Annotated in this window: 15 protein-coding genes; 5 read left to right on the top strand and 10 right to left on the bottom strand. The window is 39.1% G+C overall.

All coding sequences use genetic code 11. The annotated features are described in order from the left end of the window. Window positions 1-462 carry a molybdopterin synthase catalytic subunit MoaE gene (moaE, locus tag GWI68_RS17245; RefSeq protein ID WP_109409684.1) on the top strand — a complete coding sequence of 154 codons (462 nt, stop codon included), beginning with the start codon at window positions 1-3 and terminating at the stop codon, window positions 460-462. Window positions 463-656: 194 nt separating this feature from the next. Then, complete coding sequence (locus GWI68_RS17250) at window positions 657-1367, top strand: Bax inhibitor-1/YccA family protein (RefSeq protein ID WP_072070555.1); 711 nt, start codon at window positions 657-659, stop codon at window positions 1365-1367. A 138-nt stretch (window positions 1368-1505) separates the two neighbouring features. On the opposite strand, the gene GWI68_RS17255 is transcribed toward GWI68_RS17250, so the two are convergent. From GWI68_RS17255 to cecR, 6 genes are read right to left on the bottom strand one after another with little or no spacing between them, the layout of a single operon-like run. Next, the gene (locus tag GWI68_RS17255) at window positions 1506-1946 is read right to left on the bottom strand and encodes a VOC family protein (RefSeq protein ID WP_166541065.1); all 441 of its coding nucleotides are present in this window, start codon (window positions 1944-1946) and stop codon (window positions 1506-1508) included. 30 nt (window positions 1947-1976) lie between these two features. Then, window positions 1977-3086 carry an ABC transporter permease gene (locus tag GWI68_RS17260; RefSeq protein ID WP_166541066.1) on the bottom strand — a complete coding sequence of 370 codons (1110 nt, stop codon included), beginning with the start codon at window positions 3084-3086 and terminating at the stop codon, window positions 1977-1979. Between the two features lie 13 nt (window positions 3087-3099). Continuing rightward, window positions 3100-4251: an ABC transporter permease gene (locus tag GWI68_RS17265; RefSeq protein ID WP_166541067.1), complete on the bottom strand. Its 1152-nt coding sequence runs from the start codon at window positions 4249-4251 to the stop codon at window positions 3100-3102. Continuing rightward, the gene (locus GWI68_RS17270) at window positions 4244-6013 is read right to left on the bottom strand and encodes an ATP-binding cassette domain-containing protein (RefSeq protein ID WP_166541068.1); all 1770 of its coding nucleotides are present in this window, start codon (window positions 6011-6013) and stop codon (window positions 4244-4246) included. The genes GWI68_RS17265 and GWI68_RS17270 overlap by 8 nt, the downstream gene beginning before the upstream one ends. A 12-nt stretch (window positions 6014-6025) precedes the next feature. Beyond that, window positions 6026-7012: a secretion protein HlyD gene (gene hlyD / locus GWI68_RS17275; protein WP_109409692.1), complete on the bottom strand. Its 987-nt coding sequence runs from the start codon at window positions 7010-7012 to the stop codon at window positions 6026-6028. Between the two features lie 11 nt (window positions 7013-7023). After that, window positions 7024-7722 (bottom strand): transcriptional regulator CecR, encoded by a 699-nt coding sequence (cecR, locus tag GWI68_RS17280; protein WP_166541069.1) that lies wholly within the window; start codon window positions 7720-7722, stop codon window positions 7024-7026. Between the two features lie 386 nt (window positions 7723-8108). Here cecR and rhlE point away from each other — a divergent pair, with 386 nt between their 5' ends. The 3 genes from rhlE (at window position 8109) to GWI68_RS17295 (ending at window position 10918) form a co-directional block, all read left to right on the top strand. After that, window positions 8109-9524, top strand: a complete 1416-nt coding sequence (gene rhlE / locus GWI68_RS17285; RefSeq protein ID WP_166541070.1) for an ATP-dependent RNA helicase RhlE — start codon at window positions 8109-8111, stop codon at window positions 9522-9524. 9 nt (window positions 9525-9533) lie between these two features. Continuing rightward, a complete protein-coding gene (gene dusC, locus GWI68_RS17290) occupies window positions 9534-10466 on the top strand; it encodes a tRNA dihydrouridine(16) synthase DusC (RefSeq protein ID WP_166541071.1) in 933 nt (310 codons plus the stop codon). Between the two features lie 203 nt (window positions 10467-10669). Continuing rightward, entirely contained in the window at window positions 10670-10918 is a 249-nt protein-coding gene (locus tag GWI68_RS17295) for a GlsB/YeaQ/YmgE family stress response membrane protein (protein ID WP_036938310.1), read from the top strand. Between the two features lie 76 nt (window positions 10919-10994). On the opposite strand, the gene sseA is transcribed toward GWI68_RS17295, so the two are convergent. The 4 genes from sseA to metC form a co-directional block, all read right to left on the bottom strand. Next, the gene (gene sseA / locus GWI68_RS17300) at window positions 10995-11837 is read right to left on the bottom strand and encodes a 3-mercaptopyruvate sulfurtransferase (protein ID WP_166541072.1); all 843 of its coding nucleotides are present in this window, start codon (window positions 11835-11837) and stop codon (window positions 10995-10997) included. A 13-nt stretch (window positions 11838-11850) separates the two neighbouring features. After that, window positions 11851-12039, bottom strand: a complete 189-nt coding sequence (locus GWI68_RS17305; RefSeq protein WP_227336942.1) for a hypothetical protein — start codon at window positions 12037-12039, stop codon at window positions 11851-11853. A gap of 262 nt (window positions 12040-12301) precedes the next feature. Continuing rightward, window positions 12302-13669: a C4-dicarboxylate transporter DcuC gene (gene dcuC, locus GWI68_RS17310; protein ID WP_166541073.1), complete on the bottom strand. Its 1368-nt coding sequence runs from the start codon at window positions 13667-13669 to the stop codon at window positions 12302-12304. A gap of 34 nt (window positions 13670-13703) precedes the next feature. Continuing rightward, the gene (gene metC / locus GWI68_RS17315; RefSeq protein ID WP_166541074.1) at window positions 13704-14879 is read right to left on the bottom strand and encodes a cystathionine beta-lyase; all 1176 of its coding nucleotides are present in this window, start codon (window positions 14877-14879) and stop codon (window positions 13704-13706) included. Between the last annotated feature and the right edge of the window lie 20 nt (window positions 14880-14899).

Below are 14899 nucleotides of genomic sequence, written 5' to 3' on the forward strand. Positions count from 1 at the left end.
ATGAGCGCATCAACTCGTATTTCAGTACAAACCGAAAATTTTAGTGTTGGTGATGAATACCAATGGCTTTCTGAGTGTGACAGTGATGGCGCAGTTGTGACCTTTACAGGGAAAGTGCGTAATCACAATTTAGGGGATGAAGTAAGTACGCTCACACTTGAACATTATCCAGGTATGACTGAAAAGGCGCTTAATGACATTGTTAATGAAGCACGAGGTCGTTGGCCTTTACAACGAGTCAGTGTTATTCACCGAGTGGGCACATTGAATATTGGTGAAGAAATAGTGTTTGTGGGTGTCACTAGTTCCCATCGTAATAGCGCGTTTGAATCTGCTGAATTTATTATGGATTTCTTAAAAACACGCGCGCCATTTTGGAAAAAAGAAGGGCTCTCTGAAAATAAAAATAGATGGGTCGATGCGCGCCAAAGTGATTATGATTCAGCGGAGCGTTGGGAATAAATCATTACGCTCAATTAATCGCTACATTACTTTACCTAAATTTATTTTGTGATGACATTTCATACGGTTTATTTCATGGAAATGTAAAATCAGTGTGATAAAATTAAATTCTAATGAGTCCATAATGGGCTCTTTACTGAAATAAACGTTATCGTTAAACCTAACGTTATCACTATGATTAAAGGGTAATCATCATGGATCGATTTTCACGTTCAAATGATTCAATCGTACAGCGCACAGGTTCTGGCCTACAAACCTTTATGGCTCAGGTTTATGGTTGGATGACTGTAGGTCTGCTATTAACTGCGTTTGTTGCATTCTACGTTGCATCAAGCGAAGCATTATTATCAATGATTTTCTCAAGCAAGATCGTCTTCTTTGGTCTGATCATTGCTCAATTAGGGTTAGTTTTCGTGTTATCAGGTATGGTCCATAAAATGAGTGGTGCAATGGCAACCTCATTATTTATGCTCTATTCCGTGCTAACGGGTGTGACTATCTCAAGTGTATTACTGCTTTATACTGCATCTTCAATTGCGAGCACATTCTTTATTTGTGCGGCAATGTTTGGTGCATTAAGCATTTACGGTTACACCACTAAGCGTAGCTTAACGGGTATGGGTAGCTTCCTGTTTATGGGGCTTATCGGTATCATTATTGCATCTATCGTTAATATCTTTATGCAAAGCTCAATGATGAGCATGGTTATCTCTTACGCAGGTGTGTTAATTTTCGCAGGTTTAACGGCTTACGACACACAAAAATTAAAAGACATGGGTAATGAGATTAACCAAGAAGATAAAGAAAATATGCGCCGTTACTCAATTATGGGTGCATTAACGCTTTATTTAGATTTCATCAATCTGTTCTTAATGTTACTGCGTATTTTAGGCGATCGTCGTTAATTTTAACGGTATCTGCGGATAAACGTAGTTTAAAAACAGCATAAAAAATAAATCCCATAACTTTATAAGTTGTGGGATTTTTTTTGTGTTTTTGTTAAGAGAATTTTTCTGTTGCACACAATTTAAATAGAATAAAGTTTAATTATCTCGCAACCAAGGTGTAATAGTTAAACCGATTAAAGCGCCTTCAGGACTCAATAAGCGAGTAACTGTTTGTCCCCAAGGTTCAACACGATTATCAACTAACAATTGATAGCCTTTTTGTTTTAAAGTTTGAGTTGCACTATCAATATCCTCCACCTCAAATTCAACCCAGTATTGTGGCACTGGCAGAGAGTCAGCCCATTTATTTTGGCCAAAGCAAGACATAGCTGCCTGCTCTAAAGGCCACAGTGCAAAATGTTGAACGCCTTTTAATTCACTTTCTGATATCGATAAATAGTCACTGTTACCTTCCATTGGTTTTAACGGCAGATTAAGCACATCTTTATAAAATGTTTGGCTTTGTGCATTATCGCAAGTAATTGGGCCAAAACCCGCAACAAAGAGAATGTTAATACCAGAAATAAAAGGAGTCATAAAAGTTCCTCTAAAGTAATTACCATTGTTTTAAACAATCTTCCTTTGAAAAAGATAATACGCAAAGGAGCCTGTGCCTGCTGTAATCACTAATAAAGGCCATAAACTGTGCCATATTACTGTGATATCTGCATTTTTAAGGTAAATCTGTTTTGTAATATCGGTGAAATGACGAATTGGGTTTATCCATGTGGCATGTTGTAGCCAAACTGGCATGTTTTCTACGGGAGAAATATAACCTGATAATAAAACGGCTGGCATCATAAACACAAAAACGCCAATAAAAGCCTGTTGTTGTGTCGAACTTAATGCTGATATTAATAATCCAAAACCCACCAGCGATAAACCATAAATTAGCATGGTAAAGTAAAACAATAATAATGAACCTGAAAAGGGTATTTGATAACAAAATATGCCTATAATCAATACAATAGAGCCTTGAATGGCGGCAACAACCATTGCCGGAACCGCTTTACCCACAAAAATTTGCCATGTTGACAGAGGGGAAACTAGTAGTTGATCCAAGGTACCTTGCTCTCGCTCTCTAGCAACAGAAAGTGAAGTGACTATCATCACGCCAATGGTGATAATCAATGCTACTAATGAGGGCACAATAAACCATTTATAATTTAAATTTGGGTTATACCAATTACGAACAACAAGTTCTGTTTTATTCAGTAAAGACGGTGTATGCCCTGCTAATTCAGTTTGATAATTTTGTACGATTTGTTGTACATAACTAGCTGCAATTTGCGCACTGTTAGAATTTCGTCCATCTAAGATTAATTGCAATTTAACAGGGATTTGGCTTTCTAAATTAGCACTAAAGTTTTGTGGAAACCGAACCAATAAAAGAGCTTTACGATTATCAATGGTCTCTTTTATTTCATGTTCATTTTTCAGTAATAATGTTTGAGAAAATGCACTCGCTTTGGCAATACGTTGGGTTAACTCAATAGATTGTTTACCATTATCCTCATCAAAAATTGCGATAGAGGCATTGGTAACATCTAATGTTGCGGCAAAAGGAAATAAGATCATTTGAAAGATAACAGGCATTATCAAAATAATACGAGTCTGAGGCTCTTGTAATAATGACTGTAGCTCTTTCATTATTAGGGTGAGAAGACGATAAAACATAAATACTCTCCCTTTAATCTAATCGACGTCGTGTTGTTAATGCAGTTAAGCCAATAAAAAATAGGGCAGAAACGATCAGCAACCACATATCTAATATTAATATCAATGGAATATCGCCTGCTAAAAATAGCGTTTGCAAGCTACTGACAAAATAACGTGCAGGAATGAAATAAGTCACCACCTGAATAAAAAATGGCATGCTATCAATTTCAAACACAAAACCCGACAACATAATCGCAGGTAAAAAAGCAGCATTTAGGGCGATCATGGCGGCATTAAATTGATTGCGAGTCAGTGTTGAAATGAGTAATCCCATACCTAAGGCAGTGGCTAAAAAGAGCGAGGTGATCCCCCCTAAAATCCAAAGTGATCCTCGATAAGGTACCCCTAACACAAAGACGGTTACCACCATGCACAGTACCATGACAAAACTGCCTAAAACTTGGTAAGGAATAAGTTTTGAAAGTAAGAGCTCGGTACGTGTGATTTGGGTTGAAAGTAAGGCTTCCATTGTGCCACGTTCCCATTCACGAGCTATTACTAACGAAGTGAGAATTGCGCCGACAACGGTAATAATAATAGTAACGGCACCCGGAATAATATAGTGCTGACTAATTGCCGCAGGGTTAAACCAATAGCGCGGTTCTACTTCAATTAGTGGTGTAGTATCAATCCCCTTGCTGATAGCTTGTTGTTGTAGCCAGATTTGCCAAACCCCTTTGGTATAGGCTTGTACAAAGTTTGCAGTGTTAGGCTCACTGCCATCGGTGATCACCTGAATGGGTGCTTGGGTATCTTGTCGGGTCAGTAATTCAGCAAAGTTCACAGGAATAACCACAATGCCCCGAATTTGTCCTGCTTGCATCTTATCGATCAATAATTGTCGATTATCGCTAATAGTTGCGTTGATATACTGTGAATTGGTAAAAGTGTAAACGAGCTCTTGTGCAGGTTGGCTTTGTTGATTAGTCAAAATGCCAATATTTAACTTACTCGAATCCAAGTTAATACCGTAGCCAAAAATAAACAACAAAGTGAGGGGGATCACAAAAGCGATGAGGGCGCTACTGGGATCACGGGTGATCTGTTTTGTTTCTTTTAAACATAACGCGAACAAACGTCGCCAAGAAAAACGGGCATGAGAGGATTGAGCTGAATTACGCATGTTTTTCGCTCCCTTTATCATTTTCACGTTCAAGTTTTTTATCGTAATCCAACACTAAACCTATAAACGCATCTTCCATTGAAGGTGTTGGATTATCGTCGCTGGCAACCATTTTTTTGAGAGAATCTGGTTCTCCTGCAGCAATAATTTTTCCGCGATAAACTAAACCAATACGATCACAATATTCTGCTTCGTCCATAAAGTGAGTGGTCACCATTACGGTTACTCCTTTATCAACCATGCCATTAATATGTAGCCAAAATTCTCGACGTGTTAAGGGATCTACACCTGATGTGGGTTCATCTAAAAAGAGAATATCGGGTTCATGCATCAATGAGCATGCAAGAGCAAGGCGCTGCTTATAACCTAAAGGTAAGGTTTCAGTGATTTGATTTACCATCGGTTGTAAACCAAAGGCAGTTATCATATCGTTGATTTTATCTCGCTGTTGTTTGCCGTGTAAGCCATAAACACCAGAGAAGAATTTCAAGTTTTGTCCCACTTTAAGGTTGCCATAAAGTGAGAATTTTTGTGCCATATAACCTAAATGTTGGCGAGCTTTACCCGAGCTCTCTTTTAAGTCCATACCTAATACCAGCGCTTTACCGCTGGTGGGAACTAATAAACCACACATCATTTTAAAGGTTGTCGATTTTCCTGCACCATTAGGCCCCAATAACCCAAAAATTTCACCTCGTTTAACTTGAAAATCAACGTGATCGGTTGCCGCAAATTGACCAAACATTTTGGTTAGTTGCTGTGCTTCAATAACGGTTTCATTGGGGGCGGGAGGAATTTGAGGCATAATTTCAGCTAATTCAGATTTATGAGAAGGTCCACCTCCTAATAAATCAATAAAAGCATCTTCAAAGCGCGGTGTTGCTGGAATAAGTTTAGCATCAGGTTTACCCAAGGCATTGAGTAATTCGGATTGATTACTTTGTTTTTTCAATATCAAACGAACCGATTGTCCTTGAATAACACCATCTGTCACTTGGGGTTGAATAATAGCTTGTTGTAATACTTTTCTTCGCTGATGGCCTTCAACATCAAGTAGAAAAGAACGGCCTGCCATTTTCGCTGTTAAGTCTTGTGGAATACCACAATAAAGTAACTCTCCTTTATTAAGTAAGAGAATATTTTTACATTGTTCTGCTTCATCAAGATAAGAGGTACTCCACAGTATCAACATACCATCACTGGCTAAGGCATGTACCATTTGCCAAAGCTCACGGCGTGCAATGGGATCAACGCCGACGCCTGGCTCATCAAGTAGCAAGACTTTAGGGCTACCTAACAAAGTACAAGCTAGCCCCAGTTTCTGTTTCATACCTCCTGAAAGATTACCTGCAAGGCGAGAGGTAAAGCGTGTGAGATCGGTAAAAGAGAGCAATTGTTGATAAACTTTTTTGCGCTCTTCACCGATAACATTTTTTAAATCGGCATAAAGATTAAGGTTTTCTAACACCGTTAAATCTTCATAGAGACCAAATTTTTGAGGCATATAGCCAAGAATAGCTCGGACATCCACGCTTTGTTTTTGCGGATCCATTCCTAAAATACGAATATCACCTGCATCTGGTTTTAATAGCCCAGCAAGCATACGAATTAATGTGGTTTTACCCGCACCATCTGGGCCGACTAAACCTGTGACAGAGCCACCCGTTATGGTGGCTGTTAATGCAGAAACCGCCGGGCATTCTAGACCGGTAAAGCGTTTTTCAACGCCTTGTAGTTCGATAGTGTAATCAGTGTGTTCCATTTCGCCTCCCACTTAATGAGTGGGTGCAAATTTTAAAGTCACGGGCATTCCTTGGCGTAATGCATCGTCAGCATCCGTCACAACAACGCGGAGTCGATAAACTAAGTCAGTTCTTAATTCCGGTGTTTCGACACTCTTTGGCGTAAATTCTGCTGTCGGTGAAATAAAACCGATAGTGCCATGATAAGGCTTATCTTTGCGCCCATCAGTGTAGAGATAGACTTCTCTATTAGGGATTGCTTCACTTAAGTGGGTTTCACTAATATACGCTCTAACCCAAACAGGGTTAGTCAAAGACACTGTAAATACGGGATTACCAGCAGATAAAATAGTGCCTGGTTCAACGGCCCTTGTTAATACTGTACCTTGTGAAGGTGAGACTAACTGTGTGTCTTGAAGGTTTAACTCCGCTTGAGCAACGGCGGCTTTTGCCTGCATAACTTGCCCTTTAGCTGCATCAATATCTTCTTTTCGATAACCATTTTGATATTGATTTAATTTATCTTGGGCTGCTTTTAAGGCCGCGGCTGCTTGATTGCGATTATTTCTCGCGCTATCTAAATCATTGGCTGAAATTACCTTTCGGTTAGCCAAATCTTGCTGGCGTTTATAAAAGTTGTCGGCATATTGCCAAGCTGCTTGTTTTAATGACACGTCAGATTGGGCTTGTGCAATTTCTTCACTGCGATAACCGGCTTCCATTAATGCTAATGCAGCAATAGCACTATCACGCTCACCATAAGCTTTATTTAGTGCATTACGATAGGGGGCATCATCAAGCTTTCCTAACAATTGCCCTTGTTTGACTGGGGCACCTTCATCAACGAGTAATGAATCTAATTTCCCTGCAACACGAAAACTCAGGTTAACAGTACGTATATCGACATTACCATAGAGTACTAATTCAGACTCTTTGTTTTCTTCGTAATAATAGATACCTGCAATAACACCGATAATAATCATTAAGATGATAAAGAAACTGATTTTTTTAGTTTTCATAATAACTCTATTTATGCATGATGTGGGTGAGTATAAATCTCTCTTAATCCATTGAGTAATAACGTAATATGTGTTTTTAAAGTATTAGAGATAATTTGATATTCATTCTTACCAATTCTATCCCATCCTGTTTGTCTTAGAATGGTTTCTCTCACTAAACGAAATGATAGCACTTCTCCTAAAATAGCGTGAGTGTGTAGCATTGTCGTCGGAAGTGTGGGATCTAAACCAATATAGATAGCTAATAATTTATTCACACGAGTTAAAAGTGGTGATAATGCTTGCTGGTGGATAAGGGAATACGCTTCGGTAGGAACAAGCTGTTCTCTTGCCATGATACGACTAATATGAATATTGGCTTTATCAAGTACCAGTTGAGCATATTGTAAAAAGCTATCTGTGATCAGCGTTTGTAGCAATGGTAAATGCTCTGTGGGATTGGGTTGTTCAAGAAATTCGTCAATAATGGCAACGGTTGGTTCAAAATCAAGACGGATAAGATCAGCAATATGTTGTGCAACGGCGAGATACAACCCTTCTTTAGAACCAAAATAATAAGCGATAGCGGCAATATTTTGTTGAGCAGCTTGTGCAATTTGGCGTGTGGTGGCGGCATCAGGGCCATTTTTACCAAAGATCTCACATGCCGCTTCCAATAATTGTCGTTTTGCTAGTTCACCACGAGTCGTCTTCTGATGGGTTTCTGACATAATAGAAGATACCTTACTTAAGTAAAATGTAACAAAACCAATGATATTAAAAACAGCGATAACAAGGAGTATTATATTAGATGATATTGAACAATAGGGAAATTTTGTAATAAATAATCAAATAAAGGTGTTTTGTAATATGTTTTGTAATAAAAAAAAACGCTATCTATTATTGAAAATTATTTTTGTATTCTGAATATAGCAAAAACTGTTAAAATAGGGGTTATTAGGTTAACCTAGCAAGGTTCATTCTCTTTCATCACTGTCTTACCGACTAAATGGTAGTACCTATAGAGTAATAATACCTATAGATTGACAGCATGAAAGCCCGTCATTTTTAATTTCAATCACCGTGTTATACGTTCTGGTTGTAGGAGACTACTGTTTTGACCGATTTTACATCGCTTGGTTTAAGTGAGGCGCTTCTCCGCGCTATTGATGAACAAGGGTATAAAACCCCAACCCCTATTCAACAACAGGCGATTGAGCCGATTTTGGCGGGTAAAGACGTATTAGCCAGTGCGCAAACAGGGACCGGAAAAACGGCGGCGTTTACATTGCCGATCTTGGAAAAGTTAGCTCAATCTGCAGAAAAAACTAAAGGCCGTCAACCAGTTAAAGCGCTAATTTTAACGCCAACCCGTGAACTCGCTGCGCAGATTGCTGAGAATGTGAAAGCTTATAGCCGTTACTTGCCAATCCGTTCACTTGTGGTTTTTGGTGGTGTGAGTATTAACCCACAAATGATGAAATTGCGCGGTGGTGTTGATGTATTGATAGCAACGCCAGGACGTTTACTCGACCTTGAACATCAAAATGCGGTTGATCTTTCTCATGTTGAAGTCTTAGTGCTTGATGAAGCTGATCGTATGTTAGATATGGGCTTTATTCATGATATTCGCCGTGTGATCAATAAATTACCTAAAAAACGTCAAAATTTATTGTTCTCTGCAACATTCTCTAAAGAGATCACAGGACTTGCCAACTCGCTGTTAAATAATCCTGTGAGTATTTCTGTTGCACCAAAAAATTCAGCAGCTGAATCTGTTGATCAATATGTCCATTTAGTGGATAAAAAACGTAAAACAGAGTTGTTGTCACATTTAATTGGCTTAGAAAACTGGTCACAAGTGCTTATTTTTACACGTACAAAGCACGGTGCGAATAAACTTGCTGAACATTTAAATGCCGATGGTATTAAATCAGCCGCTATTCATGGCAATAAAAGTCAAGGTGCGAGAACTCGTGCTTTAGCTGACTTTAAAGATGGTAAATTAAAAGCATTAGTTGCAACAGATATTGCAGCTCGTGGTCTTGATATCGACCAACTGCCTTATGTCGTCAATTTTGAATTACCGCAAGTGGCAGAAGATTATGTTCACCGTATTGGTAGAACTGGTCGCGCTGCTGCAACGGGTAAGGCTATTTCACTGGTTTGTGTTGATGAACATGGTTTATTAGCTGATATCGAGCGTCTATTAAAACGTGAAATTCCACGTTTAGCGTTAGATGGTTACGATCCTGACCCTTCAATTAAAGCCGCGCCTTTGCATAAAAAACCAAAAAATAATGCCCCGCGTAGAAGTGGTGGTCGTGCAGATATTCGTGGTAAAGACAATCGCAACAATAGTCGTAAAGACAGCGATAGTGAAGGTAAAGAGTCTGGACGCAATAAAAGTAAAGAAAACTACCGTAATAAAGATGGTTCACGTACTGGTAAATTAGGGCCTCGTCGTTCACGTAAAAGTGATGAAGCTAGTGATAATCAAAACCCTTGGTCAAAAGCTAGAAAAGAGTTTTGAGGTTAAAAAGTGCGAGTTCTATTAGCGCCAATGGAGGGGGTTTTAGACCCCCTTGTGAGAGAGTTACTCACCTCGATTAACGATTACGATCTCTGTATTACAGAGTTTGTACGAGTTGTAGATTCATTACTGCCAACGAAAGCTTTTTATCGCTTATGTCCTGAATTGCAGACAGAAAGTCGCACTAAAAGTGGAACACTGGTGCGAGTGCAATTATTAGGACAACACCCACAATGGTTGGCTGAAAATGCTTTTAGAGCTGTTTCTTTAGGCTCTTGGGGTGTTGATTTAAACTGTGGTTGCCCTTCAAAAACGGTTAATGGTAGTGGTGGTGGTGCTTCACTTTTAAAACAGCCAGAAACTATTTATCAAGCGACAAAAGCAATGCGTAATGCAGTACCTTTAGAATTGCCCGTATCAGTAAAAGTCAGACTTGGTTGGGATTCTTCTGCATATAGTTATGAAATTGCTGATGCCGTAGCACAAGGTGGTGCAACAGAAATCATAGTACATGGCAGAACAAAAGAAGATGGCTATAATGCTGAAAAAATCAATTGGCAGGCCATTGGTGATATTCGCCAAAGGCTCTCAATACCTGTGATTGCCAATGGTGAAATTTGGAACCGTGAAGATGCATTGGCCTGTTTAGCCACAACAGGTTGTGATGCGATAATGATTGGCCGTGGTGCAATGAATACACCTAACTTAAGCCGTGTTGTTAAAGGCATAGAGACAAGGATGCCTTGGTCTGAGGTGATTGAATTATTAAAGCGCTATGTTCGTTTAGAAAAGCGTGGTGATACGACAATTTATCATGCATCACGCATTAAACAGTGGTTTAGTTATTTACGCAAAGAGTATCCAGAAGCTGATGAGTTATTTAGACAAATTAGAACATTAAAAACGTCGCCAGAAATTGCAGTGGCAATAGAGGCTCTGTAGTTTAAAAATAATCTTATCCAATAAAAAATAGTGCTAATTAATCAGCGCTATTTTTTTATTCATTAAGAAACAATCCATCTATTTATCCTAAATATTGTGTAATTTATTTCTAATAATTGGAAAAAATCACTTTTTCGACTTACACTCAATAAGTGACATTTTTTAGGTATGTTGTTTATATCATGACTATTTTAGGGGGAAATATGGGAATTCTTGCTTGGATTATCTTTGGTTTAATCGCAGGTATTTTGGCGAAATTCTTAATGCCAGGCTCTTATGATATTGGTCTGATATGGACTTGTATTCTTGGTATTGTAGGTGCGGTTGTCGGTGGTGCAATTAGTAGCTTCTTTGGCAAAGGTAAAGTGGATGGATTTAATTTCGGTAGCTTTGTTGTCGCTGTGATTGGTGCCATTGTAGTGCTCTATCTTGCAAAAATATTTGCAAGTTAATGCCTTCACACCAAATAGATATTGATAATAAACCCGCGTAATGCGGGTTTACTTTTTAAAGCGAGGATTGATTAAATCAGCATTCACAGGGAAGGGCACTTTCAGCACCCCATTGCGCCCAAGAGCCGTCATAAAGTGCGATGGATTGGCAACCTAATACGGTTAATGCTAAAAATAAAATTGCTGCAGTCATACCTGAGCCACAAGTAACAATAATGGGTTGTGATAAATCAACACCGGCCTGTTCAAATATTTGCTTTAATTCAGTTTTATCTTTTAATTGCCCATCTATAACTAATTCATTCCAAGGCACATTTTTACTGCCGGGGATATGTCCACTGCGCAAACCTGGGCGGGGTTCTGGTGCTCTACCATAAAAGCGATCTGCAGAACGTGCATCAACCATCTGTTTTTGCTTTGTCGCTAGATTATCAAGAAGTTGTTGTTTATTGGCATAACGCTGGGCGTGACGTTCAACTACAAATGGAGATTGTGCTGGTGTCTTGATAGCATCACCTTGTTCTATAGCAAATCCAGCATCAACCCATGCTTGCAGACCGCCAGCAAGAATGCGCACATTATGACAACCTAGAGTTGTTAATGTCCACCAACCTCTAGGTGCGGAAAATAAGTTGCCTTGATCGTAAAGAATAACAGTTGTGGTATTAGAGATACCTAATTGCGTTAGCGTTTCTGAAAAGAGCGCATCAGATGGCAACATATGTGGCAATGTTGTCGTTTTATCTGCGATTTCATCGAGATTAAAAAAATGAGCATGTGGAATATGACGTTCAAGGTAAAGTGCTTGATAGTCAATCTGTTGAGTTGGCATAGGTGCGCTGACATCAAGGATCACAACATCAGTATTATGTTGATGTTCAAATAGCCATTTGGGTGTAACAAAGTAATCGTATTCCACGGTGCGACCTCATTTATTTAGCAGAAGGTGAGCTGTCTGGGATAGCTGGAAATTGCTGTGCAGGTGATGTTTCAGGTTGAGTTTGTTCTGTTTCTATGGGGGTTGTGGAGCGTGTATAGATATTTAAGCCCGCAAGGAAAACACCACCGATAGAACCGAAGGCAAGTAGTGCGATTATAACAATAATTATTTTTTTCATAATGTTCATTTGCAGATGAATGTTGCGCAAAAGTATATCTAGATATGAAGTTGAAACAAGTGCTAAGTCAGTTTAATCGACAAATGATAGTGGTTAAAAAAGAGATGAATAGATAAATAAACAGGCTATTTATTTTTTATAAATAGCCTGAGTAAAGTTGGTGTTGGCGTTAATTATTTCAATCAAAGGTTACAGTCAATGATAAGAAAAAACCCCTTAAACTCAGGAGTAAATGAGTTTAAGGGCAAGGGGTAACACAACTTAATTAGGAATATAAAAACCAGAATGTCATTGCTAAGTTCACAATAGCTGCGACAGCCATAGGAATGGCAGTACGTTTAACTATTTGGAATGGTGAGACATTTGCAATACCTGCAATGGCAACAATGGCGGCGGTAATTGGTGAAACAGTACGACCAAAGCTAGTCATTATTTGCATTGGTAAAATTAAGGTAATGACATCTACTTTTAAGAAAGCGGCAATTTTTGGTGTTAAAGCTGCAAATGAAAAGAATGCTGCATTACCAGATCCCATTAAAAAGGCCGCTAATGCAAGAATGGCACTCATTACAATGATCATTGCGGCAATGCCGAAACCTGCATCTTGAGCAGAACTAATTAGCGTATCGACGGCACCACTTTTAAGTAAACCATTAGCAAAGAACTCACCAGACACAATTAATGAGACCACTAAGACAAATTGCTTACCCATCCCTTCAAAGAACAGCATAAAGCTATTCATCACTGCTTTTGCATCACGTAAGCGAACATATTCGAAAAGAAGTGCAATTACGGTACTAATAATCATTGCCGTGGTAACTTCTAATTTAATATAAGGGTGTAGCAAAGGACTGAAACCGATAATCAGAATTAAAGGGATCACTGGTAATAGAGCATAAGACAGTGGAATTTTATTACCTTCTTCTTTTACAACATCAATGGTTGTTGGGTCAAAAACAAATCCTTCACGTTTATCCCACCAGCGTTGAATAAAAAAGTGAGTGATAGCAACCGCAATAATAATAGGAATAGTAATGGGTAACTGGTGCTGAACAAAATAGACGGCAGGTTCAATATCCGCTGTTTTTGCAGCCATAATCACATTACCAGAGCCAGGACCATGGTCGATAAACTGGCAACACCCAATAACGGCTAAAGCGGAAAGTGGACTAATACCAGAACGAATTAATATCGGATACATAGTGACCATTAACAGCATACCTAAACCAGCATGGCTAGGAATAAAAATAACCAAGATTTGGGTGACTAGAAATGAAATCACTAATAATAAGTAAGGTGATTTTATGGCTTTTAATGGTTTTTCAAAAATCGCAAATAAAGCACGGCTTGCGCCTACGTGTTCCATATAACGAGAGAAACCCGCAATAGCCATTAACGTTAAACCAAGGCCAGCAAGACGAGAACTCATAATATCCGTGAAAATTTGAAAGACATCAAAATACTTAAATTGAGTTGTCTTATTTTCAGGTAATAACGGATTAAGGTCGAGAGAAGCAGTTAGGAGCAATAACAACAAGCCCCCGAGTAATAATACTGGTTGAGGTTTATAACCTCGCGCCAGTAAATAAACCACCAACGCAGTTACCAGCGCGGCAATGATTAAACCTGTCATAGAGAATTCCCCGGTAATGATGCAATATTTTTTGTTATTGGTTTAATGCTGAAAAAGCTTGTGTAATATCTGCAATAAGATCATCCGTTGCTTCAAGGCCAACATGTAAACGGACAAAAGGACCATGACCTTCACGCCAATTAGATGCTGTTCTTGCGCCAACGACATTGGCGGGTAATGCAAGGCTTTCAAATCCGCCCCAAGATGCACCAATACCAAATAGTTCAAGTGCATCAATAAATTGCTCTGATTGTTTTGCGGTAAACTCTTGTTTAAATTCAATGGTTAATAGACCATTGCTGCCTTTGCAGTCACGTTTCCATAAATCATGACGAGGGTGATTAGGTAATTCAGGGAACCATACTTTTTCAACTTCAGGACGAGTTTCTAGCCACTGTGCGATAGTCAAAGCTGATTTACCATGAGCAGCAATACGTTGACCTAATGTTCTCATTCCGCGAAGTACGAGTGCTGCATCATCAGGGCTACTGGCTTGGCCTAATGCTTCAGGTAATGCACCAATTTTTTCCCATGCTTTTTCATTCGCAACCATAATGCCCATCATCACATCAGAGTGACCGCACAAATATTTAGTTGCTGCAATAACAGAGACATCAGCGCCTAATTCTAGCGGGTTATAAAGCCACGCAGAGCCCCATGTATTATCAACACCGACAGGAATATTCCTTTCATGAGCAATACGGCAGATCTCAGGTAAATCGAGCATTTCATAAAGAAGTGATCCTGGTGATTCTACAAAAATAAGCTGTGTATTTTGTTGAATTTTTTGCTCAAAATCTGAACCATCTGTTTTAAAGAAGCTATAAGCAATGTTATTGGGTTCAAGGAAAGCCGATGCGATTTTACGCACAGGTTCATAAACAGAATCTGCAAATAAAACATGTCCACCACTGCGCGCATATCCCATGATGGTTACAGCGATAGCTGCCAATCCAGTAGGGAATAACTGTGCACGATGGCCGCCTTCTAATTCAGTTACTAATGCTTCTAATGCAAAAGCGGTTTCGGTGCCACGAGCGCCATAACTTAATACACGTTCTGTTGCACGACGATCACGCACATCGCGCCAGCTTTTTATTGAGTCAAAAACAATAGTGCTGGCTCTCATAACTGGTGGATTAATGGGGCCAGAAGTTTTAATTTCTTGACGTCCGCTGTGTATCAATTTTGTTTGTTTATTTTGTTTCATTATTAATATCTCCGAATATA

The organism is Proteus sp. G2669, assembly GCF_009915245.1.
Classification (GTDB): Bacteria; Pseudomonadota; Gammaproteobacteria; order Enterobacterales; family Enterobacteriaceae; genus Proteus.

Coding starts and splice junctions, on each gene's coding strand:
- moaE (WP_109409684.1), top strand. CDS start 1: ATGAGCGCATCAACTCGTATTTCAGTACAAACCGAAAATTTTAGTGTT.
- GWI68_RS17250 (WP_072070555.1), top strand. CDS start 657: ATGGATCGATTTTCACGTTCAAATGATTCAATCGTACAGCGCACAGGT.
- GWI68_RS17255 (WP_166541065.1), bottom strand. CDS start 1,946: ATGACTCCTTTTATTTCTGGTATTAACATTCTCTTTGTTGCGGGTTTT.
- GWI68_RS17260 (WP_166541066.1), bottom strand. CDS start 3,086: ATGTTTTATCGTCTTCTCACCCTAATAATGAAAGAGCTACAGTCATTA.
- GWI68_RS17265 (WP_166541067.1), bottom strand. CDS start 4,251: ATGCGTAATTCAGCTCAATCCTCTCATGCCCGTTTTTCTTGGCGACGT.
- GWI68_RS17270 (WP_166541068.1), bottom strand. CDS start 6,013: ATGGAACACACTGATTACACTATCGAACTACAAGGCGTTGAAAAACGC.
- hlyD (WP_109409692.1), bottom strand. CDS start 7,012: ATGAAAACTAAAAAAATCAGTTTCTTTATCATCTTAATGATTATTATC.
- cecR (WP_166541069.1), bottom strand. CDS start 7,722: ATGTCAGAAACCCATCAGAAGACGACTCGTGGTGAACTAGCAAAACGA.
- GWI68_RS17295 (WP_036938310.1), top strand. CDS start 10,670: ATGGGAATTCTTGCTTGGATTATCTTTGGTTTAATCGCAGGTATTTTG.
- dcuC (WP_166541073.1), bottom strand. CDS start 13,669: ATGACAGGTTTAATCATTGCCGCGCTGGTAACTGCGTTGGTGGTTTAT.
- metC (WP_166541074.1), bottom strand. CDS start 14,879: ATGAAACAAAATAAACAAACAAAATTGATACACAGCGGACGTCAAGAA.